The organism is Pseudomonas sp. HMSC067G02, assembly GCF_001813485.1.
Lineage (GTDB): Bacteria > Pseudomonadota > Gammaproteobacteria > Pseudomonadales > Pseudomonadaceae > Pseudomonas > Pseudomonas aeruginosa.
On the sequence record NZ_KV812632.1, the window covers coordinates 412,908 to 421,020 of the forward strand.

8 protein-coding genes are annotated in these 8,113 nt (G+C 67.3%); 4 read left to right on the forward strand and 4 right to left on the reverse strand.

Annotation, left to right across the window (positions count from 1 at the left end; translation table 11 throughout):
- Positions 1 to 340 precede the first annotated feature (340 nt).
- A complete protein-coding gene (gene nadB, locus HMPREF2914_RS05940) occupies positions 341 to 1,957 on the forward strand; it encodes an L-aspartate oxidase (RefSeq protein ID WP_003110247.1) in 1,617 nt (538 codons plus the stop codon).
- Here nadB and HMPREF2914_RS05945 read toward each other — a convergent pair.
- Positions 1,926 to 2,378: a protein YgfX gene (locus tag HMPREF2914_RS05945; RefSeq protein ID WP_023092191.1), complete on the reverse strand. Its 453-nt coding sequence runs from the start codon at positions 2,376 to 2,378 to the stop codon at positions 1,926 to 1,928. The genes nadB and HMPREF2914_RS05945 overlap by 32 nt on opposite strands.
- Positions 2,362 to 2,616: an FAD assembly factor SdhE gene (locus HMPREF2914_RS05950; RefSeq protein ID WP_003085532.1), complete on the reverse strand. Its 255-nt coding sequence runs from the start codon at positions 2,614 to 2,616 to the stop codon at positions 2,362 to 2,364. Before HMPREF2914_RS05950 ends, HMPREF2914_RS05945 begins: the two co-directional genes overlap by 17 nt.
- A gap of 272 nt (positions 2,617 to 2,888) precedes the next feature.
- Here HMPREF2914_RS05950 and HMPREF2914_RS05955 point away from each other — a divergent pair, with 272 nt between their 5' ends.
- Positions 2,889 to 3,833: a CAF17-like 4Fe-4S cluster assembly/insertion protein YgfZ gene (locus tag HMPREF2914_RS05955; protein WP_023092192.1), complete on the forward strand. Its 945-nt coding sequence runs from the start codon at positions 2,889 to 2,891 to the stop codon at positions 3,831 to 3,833.
- A gap of 100 nt (positions 3,834 to 3,933) precedes the next feature.
- A complete protein-coding gene (locus tag HMPREF2914_RS05960) occupies positions 3,934 to 4,770 on the forward strand; it encodes an HDOD domain-containing protein (RefSeq protein ID WP_023092193.1) in 837 nt (278 codons plus the stop codon).
- A gap of 7 nt (positions 4,771 to 4,777) precedes the next feature.
- Here the strand turns inward: HMPREF2914_RS05960 and HMPREF2914_RS05965 are convergent, their stop codons facing one another.
- Together HMPREF2914_RS05965 and HMPREF2914_RS05970 are read right to left on the reverse strand one after the other, a co-directional pair.
- Positions 4,778 to 6,160 (reverse strand): sensor histidine kinase, encoded by a 1,383-nt coding sequence (locus tag HMPREF2914_RS05965; protein WP_003085526.1) that lies wholly within the window; start codon positions 6,158 to 6,160, stop codon positions 4,778 to 4,780.
- Complete coding sequence (locus tag HMPREF2914_RS05970) at positions 6,153 to 6,824, reverse strand: response regulator (protein WP_003085524.1); 672 nt, start codon at positions 6,822 to 6,824, stop codon at positions 6,153 to 6,155. The genes HMPREF2914_RS05965 and HMPREF2914_RS05970 overlap by 8 nt, the downstream gene beginning before the upstream one ends.
- A 210-nt stretch (positions 6,825 to 7,034) precedes the next feature.
- Here HMPREF2914_RS05970 and HMPREF2914_RS05975 point away from each other — a divergent pair.
- Positions 7,035 to 8,113: OprD family porin (locus HMPREF2914_RS05975; protein ID WP_070702808.1), on the forward strand; the 1,079-nt coding region annotated here is incomplete at its 3' end.

An 8,113-nucleotide genomic window follows, 5' to 3' on the forward strand; every position in this document is an offset into this window, starting at 1 on the left:
GGCTTCTTGCAAAAGTTCTCCCCTCCAAGCATGCGTCACGAGTTTTTTCCTCGCTCGTGACGTGCGGCCCCGGACATCGTGTCCGGGCCCCGCGAAAATGGATTGCATCGGGCTCAGGGCCCGGCCTCTGTGCCGCTGGGTAGGCCAACCGGACGAGGTCTTCAGGCATCCTGCTTTGGAACCGATGCGTCTAAGAAAGTTCCAGCACTACATCGCCCCGCTCTGATGACGCCTGCCGATGACAGGCCCGCAGCTCATCCGCCGGACCGGCAGCGGGGGTGCGCTATTGTGCCGCCAGGCCCTTCTATATACTAGGGCTCCACCACGGGGAAATGCGGGCATGAGCCAACATTATCAACACGATGTACTGGTCATCGGCAGCGGCGCCGCCGGCCTGAGTCTGGCCTTGACCCTTCCGGAACACCTGCGCATCGCCGTCCTCAGCAAGGGCGAACTGTCGCAGGGCTCGACCTACTGGGCCCAGGGCGGCGTGGCCGCCGTGCTGGACGATACCGACACCGTGGAATCCCACGTCGAGGACACCCTGGTCGCCGGTGGCGGCCTGTGCCGCGAGGATGCGGTGCGCTTCACCGTGGAGCATAGCCGCGAAGCGATCCAGTGGCTGATCGAACAGGGGGTGCCCTTCACCCGCGACGAGCAGCACAACCACGAGGAAGGCAGCTTCGAATACCACCTGACCCGCGAAGGCGGGCACAGCCACCGGCGCATCATCCATGCCGCCGACGCCACCGGCGCCGCGATCTTCAATACCCTGCTGGCCCAGGCCCGGCGGCGACCGAACATCGAGCTGCTGTCGCAGCGGGTGGCGGTCGACCTGATCACCGAGCGCAAGCTCGGCCTGCCGAGCAAGCGCTGCCTGGGCGCCTACGTGCTGAATCGGGAAAGCGGCGAAGTCGATACCTTCCGTGCCCGCTTCAGCGTGCTGGCCTCCGGCGGCGCGAGCAAGGTCTACCTTTATACCAGCAATCCCGACGGCAACTCCGGCGACGGTATCGCCATGGCCTGGCGCGCCGGCTGCCGGGTCGGCAACCTGGAATTCAACCAGTTCCATCCGACCTGCCTGTACCACCCGCAGGCCAAGAGTTTCCTCATCACCGAGGCATTGCGCGGCGAAGGCGCCCTGCTCCGCCTGCCCAATGGCGAGCGTTTCATGCCGCGCTTCGATCCGCGTGGCGAACTGGCGCCCCGGGACATCGTGGCCCGCGCCATCGACCATGAAATGAAGCGCCTGGGGATCGACTGCGTCTACCTGGACATCAGCCACAAGCCGGCCGAGTTCATCAAGGCGCACTTCCCCACCGTCTACGAGCGCTGCCTGGACTTCGGCATCGACATTACCCAGCAACCGATCCCGGTAGTGCCAGCTGCGCACTATACCTGCGGCGGCGTGCTCGTCGACCAGCACGGGCATACCGACGTGCCAGGCCTCTACGCCATCGGCGAGACCACCTTCACCGGCCTGCACGGCGCCAATCGCATGGCCAGCAATTCGCTGCTGGAATGCTTCGTCTATGCCCGCTCTGCCGCCGCCGACATGCTCCAGCGCCTGCCCGGCACGCCCCTGCCGGAAAGCCTGCCGAGCTGGGACGCCAGCCAGGTCACCGACTCCGACGAAGACGTGATCATCGCGCACAACTGGGACGAACTGCGGCGTTTCATGTGGGACTACGTCGGTATCGTGCGCACCAACAAGCGCCTGCAGCGCGCCCAGCACCGGGTGCGCCTGCTGCTCAGCGAGATCGACGAGTTCTACAGCAACTACAAGGTCAGCCGCGACCTGATCGAGTTGCGCAACCTGGCGCTGGTCGCCGAACTGATCATCCGCTCGGCCATGCAGCGCCGCGAAAGCCGGGGCCTGCACTACACGCTGGATTATCCGGACCTGCTGCCCGAAGCCCGCGACACTATCCTGGTGCCGCCCATCTACGGCGACTGAAGCGCAGGCGGACACGCAGGCGCCGATGGTTGTCGGCGCCCAACGCATCGGCCGGGATACAGCAGCCAAGGATGCGCCAGCGGCCCGGCAGGCGCACGCGCAGTACGATCAGCCAGGGCAGCGCCAGGCTGTCAGGGCGCAATTGCACCGCTTGCCAGCCGCTTCCGGCGCTCCACAGCTGCCAGCCCCGCTCGTCATGGCGCAAGCCACGGAAGGCCCGCGAGCCGCGCAGCAGTACCTGGCGGTACAGCCCCCAGGCACCGTAGGCCAGGCAGACCAGCGCCAGCGGCGGCTTCAGCCAGACCGGCAGCGCCGCCAGCAGGATCGACAGCAGCGCCAGGGCCCACAGTGCCAGGCTCGCCGCCAGCAGGATCGGAGAGACCCGCCAGCGGCATTCGAACGGCTCAATCCGGCTGGACACGGTCCAGGATCATCCGCACCATCCGCCGCAGGTCGGCGTCTTCCGGCTCGCCGCGCTGCATGAACCAACCGAACATGTCCTGGTCCTCGCACTCCAGCAGCTTGCGGAAGCGCGCCTGGTCCTCGGCGTCCAGGCCCGGGTAAACCTCCTGCACGAAAGGCACCAGCAGCACATCCAGTTCCAGCATGCCGCGACGGCTGTGCCAGTAGAGTCGTTTCAGTTCGGTTTCATCTGCCATGTTCGGGCTCCTCGAAAACGCCCGGCATTATAGGGCGGTTGCGCTCGAATGGCGCGGCCCGATGACGAGGCGTCGCTCCGCCGGCGTCCGCCCTTGGTCGTATTGCCCGGCAAACCAAGGGTATCCGCGCGGGACGCAGGCCCATGCCGACGGCGGCCTCGGAAGTGTCCGACAACCGTCAAGGCGGATGCGCCAGGCATTCTTGCCCGCTGACAAGCCTCGGACCGAGTTCTATGATGACGGTCCTGACTGACTGACCGCGCAGCATCGCAATGGCCGACCCCGCTTTCCACACCCCGCTAGTCCATGAAGGCATCCTCGCCGTCCGCGGCCCGGACGCCGCCAAGTTCCTCCAGGGCCAGCTGACCTGCAACCTCGCCTACCTGAACGACGAGACCTCCAGCCTCGGCGGCCGCTGCAACATCAAGGGCCGCCTGCTATCGAGCTTCCGCATCCTGCCCGAGGGCGACGGCCTGCTGCTGGCGATGGCCGGCGAGCTGCTCGAGGCCCAGTTGGCGGAGCTGAAGAAATACGCCGTATTCTCCAAGGCCAGCCTTGCCGACGAGAGCGCAGCCTGGCTCCGCATAGGCTTGCGCGACGCCGGCGAGGCACTGCGCGCCCTGGGGATAGACACCCCGGCGGAGAGCGGCAGGATCGCCCGCCACGGCGACCTGCTCGCCGTCGCCCTGGGCGACGCCCGCGTCGAGCTATGGGTTCCGGCGCAGCGCGCCGAGGCGGTGCTTGCCACGCTCCGCGAGCACAGCCGCGAGGCGCCGCTCGACGATTGGCTGCTCGGCCAGGTGCGCGCCGGCGTCGGCCAGGTGTTCGGCGCTACCCGCGAGCTGTTCATCCCACAGATGATCAACCTGCAGGCGGTCGGCGGGGTCAGCTTCAAGAAGGGCTGCTATACCGGCCAGGAAATCGTCGCCCGCATGCAGTATCTCGGCCGCCTCAAGCGCCGCCTGTATCGCCTGGCGCTGGACGCAGACGAGGTGCCGGCGCCCGGCACCGGGCTGTTCTCGCCGGTCCATTCCACCAGCGTCGGCGAAGTGGTACTGGCCGCCCGTACGCCGGAGAACAGCGTGGAATTGCTCGCCGTGCTGCAGGACGACGCCGTCGCCGACGGCCGGATCAGCCTCGGAAGCGCCGAAGGAGCGCCGCTCGTCCTCCTCAATCTGCCTTACACGCTGGACAGCGACCGCGAAATCCAGCGCTGACCGTAAACTGTGCCTCGCCGTCCGCGGACGGCCCGCCAGTATTCCCATGGCCGGTGCACGTAGAGCGTGCTCCGGCCATTGCGTTTTCAAAGGAAATGCCATGAGCAAGCTTGCCGACAAAGTCCAACAGGACCTGATCCGCGCCATCGATCAGGATGAACTGGTGCTGCCGACCCTGCCCGAGGTGGCCCTGCAGGTCCGCGAGGCGGCGGAGAACCCGGATGTCAGCATCCAGGCCCTGAGCAAGGTGATCGGCAACGACGCGGCGCTGACCGCGCGCATCATCCGCGTGGTGAACAGTCCGCTGCTGCGCAGCCCGAAGGAAATCACCGACCTGCAGATGGCGATCAGTCGGCTGGGCATCAACTACACCTGCAACCTGGCCACCGGCCTGGCCATGGAGCAGATGTTCCAGGCCACCACCGACGTGGTCGACCGCAAGATGCGCGAAGTCTGGAACAAGAGCACCGAGATCGCCGGCATCTGCCACGTGCTGGCCCGTCACTACACCCGCCTGGCGCCGGACCAGGCGACCCTGGCCGGGCTGGTGCACCAGATCGGCGTGCTGCCGATCCTCACCTACGCCGAGGATCACAACGAGCTGCTGTCGGACTCCATCAGCCTGAGCCACGTGATCGAGCGCATCCATCCGCTGATCGGCGAGCGCATCCTCAAGGCCTGGGATTTCCCCGCGCCGATCGCCGAGGTCCCGCGCCAGCACCTGGACTTCACCCGCAACTCGCCGCGCGCCGACTATACCGACCTGGTCCAGGTCGCCACCCTGCAGAGCTACCTTGGCAGCGAGCATCCCTATACCCGCCTGGACTGGAGCCAGATCCCGGCGTTCGCCAAGCTCGGCCTCGAACCGACCGTCGACATGAAGGAAGACGAGGACCTCTCCAGCGCCCTGGAAGCCGCCACCAGCATGCTGCAATAGGCCCGCCCTACTCCGCCGGGAAGCGCACCCGCACCAGCAAGCCGCCCAGTTCGCCCTGGTCGAGCTGGATCTGCGCCCGGTGCGCCCGGCAGACCTCGCCGACGATCGCCAGCCCCAGGCCGCTGCCGGGGCTGTCGCCGCGCCGGTAGAAGCGCTGGAAGACCCGCTCGCGGTCGGCGGCGGGAATTCCCGGACCATCGTCTTCCACTTCCAGCACTCCCCCCTCCAGCACCCTGAGGATCACGTTGCCGCCCTGCGGGGTGTGCGCCAGCGCGTTGTCCAGCAGGTTGCTGAGCAATTCGTTGAGCAGCGTCGGTTCACCCTGGATCCACACCGGCCCGGCGCTTTCCAGCGCCAGCGAGGCTCCCCGCGCATAGGCCAGCGGCGCCAGCGCCAGGCCCAGTTCCCGGGCCAGGGCGGTCAGGTCGATACGCTCGGCGCCGCCCTCGGCGATGGCCTGGGCGCCGCTTTCGATGCGCGCCAGGGAGAGCAGCTGGTTGGCCAGATGGATCAGGCGGTCGGTGTTCTTCGCCGTGGTCTCCAGGGTCGAACGCCAGGCTTCCGGCTCCTGCTCGCGCAGGCCCAGTTCCAGGCGCGCCTTGAGCGCCGCCAGCGGCGTGCGCAACTCGTGGGCGGCATCGGCGATGAACTGCGACTGCCGCTCGAACAGGCTGCGCAGGCGCTGGGTGAAGTGGTTCAGCGACTCCACCAGCGGCCGCAATTCATGCTGGACCTCGAGCATCGGCAACGGTCGCAGGTCATCCGGCTGGCGCTCTTCCACCTCGCGGCGCAGGCGATCCAGCGGACGCAGCGCGGCGCTCACCGCCAGCCACACCAGCACCAGCGCGCCGACGCCGAGGACGCCCAGGCGCAACAGGGTATCGGTCATCAGGCTGCGCGCCATGCGCTCGCGGGCGCCTTCGGTCTCCGCCACGCGGATCTCCGCCATGCCGCTCATGCTCGGTTCGCTGACCGGTTGCAGCAGGCTCACCACGCGTACGTCGACGCCCTGGTAGACGCCGTCGTAGAACTTCGCCAAGGCCGGGTAGTCGTCGGTGCGCAGGGTCTCGGCGGGTGCTGCCGGAAGATTCTCGTAGCCGGAGATCATCCGACCATGGATGTCGTTGACCTGGTAGAAGATCCGCCCGGCGCTGTCGTAGGCGAAGGTATCCAGTGCCACGTAGGGGACGTCGGCGCGCAGGGTGCCGTCCTTCTCGTAGAGCCCGTCGGCGATCGCCCGCGCCGAGGCCAGCAAGGTCCGGTCGTAGGCGGTGTCGGCCACCTCGCGACCGTTCCAGTAGGCGCTCAGGCCGCTCGCCAGGAGCACCAGCAGCAGGAGCAGGGCCAGCCACAGCAGCAGCCGTCCGCGCAGACTGCCGGCATCAGTCACCCTGCGCCTCCAGCAGGTAGCCGAGGCCGCGGAAGGTGACGATGCGCACGGCGCCGCCTTCCAGCTTCTTGCGCAGGCGGTGGACGTAGATCTCGATGGCGTCGGCGCTGGCCTCCTCGTCCAGGCCGAAGACCTGGGCGGCCAGTTGCTCCTTGCTCATCACCCGCCCCGGACGGGCGATCATCGCTTCCAGCACCGCCTGTTCCCGCGAGGTCAGGGTCAGCGGCTGCTCGTCGAGGCTGAAGCGCCGGGTGCCGAGGTCGTAGACCAGGGCGCCGCAGCGCTGCAACTGTTCGCCGCCGAGCACGCTGCGGCGCAGCAGGGCCTTGACCCGCGCCTCCAGCTCGGACAGTTCGAAAGGCTTTGCCAGGTAGTCGTCGGCGCCGAGATTGAGGCCGTGCACCCGGTCCTTCACCTCGCCGCGCGCAGTCAGCATCAGCACCGGCAGGGTCTTGCCGCGCCCGCGCAGGCGCGCCAGCACCTCGAAGCCGTCCATCCGCGGCAGGCCGACGTCGAGAATCGCCAGGGCGTACTCCTCGCTGGCCAGGGCCAGGTCGGCGGCCACCCCGTCCTGCAGCAGGTCTACCGTCCAGCCAGCGCCCTTGAGCGCCTGGACCACGCTTTCGGCGAGCTGCGGATGATCTTCCACCAGAAGGATGCGCATGGACGGTTCTCCACCACCGGATGAGGGCACAAGAGGCGAAGTGTACCGGGGAAAACCCTCCGGTAAATGGCTTCTCTGCCACCGGGGATTGCTGAAAGCCTGGCGAAAGCTTGGCGTCTTAGGATCAGTCGATGGACGGCGCAGATCGTCCGCCAAAACGCCCTGCAGCGTGGTGCTCGGCGTACAAGAACAAGAATCGGAGACCACTGCATGTCGACTTCCCTGCCGCAGGCCGCAAGGTCTGTACGTTTGTCCCGCAGCACCACCCTGACCACCACCGCCGTCGTGCTCGCCGGCATCGCGCCCCTGGGCAACGCCGCCGGCTTCCTCGAAGACAGCAAGGCCAGCCTGGAAACCCGCAACTTCTACATGAACCGCGACTTCCGCGACGGCCCCGGCCAGTCCAAGCGCGAGGAGTGGGCGCAAGGCTTCATCCTCAACCTGCAGTCCGGCTACACCCAGGGCACCGTCGGCTTCGGCCTCGACGCCATGGGCATGCTCGGCGTCAAGCTCGACTCCGGCCGCGGCCGCAGCGGTACCGGACTGCTGCCGAAGGATTCCGACGGCCGCGCACCGGACACCTACTCGAAACTGGGCCTGACCGCCAAGGTCAAGGTCTCGCAGAGCGAGCTGAAGGTCGGCACGCTGATTCCGAAGCTGCCATCGGTACAACCGAACAACGGGCGGATCTTCCCGCAGATATTCGAAGGCGCGCTGCTCACCTCGAAGGAGATCAAGGACCTCGGCTTCACCGCCGGGCGCCTGGAAAAGACCAAGATCCGCGACTCCAGCGACTCCGAGGACCTCGCGCTGAACGACAAGAACGGCCGCTTCGCCGGGGTCAGCGCCGATCACTTCGACCTCGGCGGACTGGACTACAAGCTCACCGACCAACTCACCGCCAGCTATCACTACAGCAACCTGCAGGACGTCTACCGCCAGCACTTCGTCGGCCTGCTGCACAGCTGGCCGATCGGTCCCGGCGAACTGACCAGCGACCTGCGCTTCGCCCGCAGCACCGACAGCGGTTCGGCCAAGGCCGGCGGCATCGACAACAAGTCGCTCAACGGCATGTTCACCTACAGCCTTGGCAACCATGCCTTCGGCGCGGCCTGGCAGCGAATGAACGGCGACGACGCCTTCCCCTACCTGGAAGGCAGCAACCCGTACCTGGTCAACTTCGTCCAGGTCAACGACTTCGCCGGCCCCAAGGAGCGTTCCTGGCAACTGCGCTACGACTACGACTTCGTCGGCCTCGGCATTCCCGGCCTGACCTTCATGACCCGCTA

Coding starts and splice junctions, on each gene's coding strand:
- HMPREF2914_RS05960 (WP_023092193.1), top strand. CDS start 3,934: ATGAGCAAGCTTGCCGACAAAGTCCAACAGGACCTGATCCGCGCCATC.
- HMPREF2914_RS05970 (WP_003085524.1), bottom strand. CDS start 6,824: ATGCGCATCCTTCTGGTGGAAGATCATCCGCAGCTCGCCGAAAGCGTG.
- HMPREF2914_RS05955 (WP_023092192.1), top strand. CDS start 2,889: ATGGCCGACCCCGCTTTCCACACCCCGCTAGTCCATGAAGGCATCCTC.
- nadB (WP_003110247.1), top strand. CDS start 341: ATGAGCCAACATTATCAACACGATGTACTGGTCATCGGCAGCGGCGCC.
- HMPREF2914_RS05950 (WP_003085532.1), bottom strand. CDS start 2,616: ATGGCAGATGAAACCGAACTGAAACGACTCTACTGGCACAGCCGTCGC.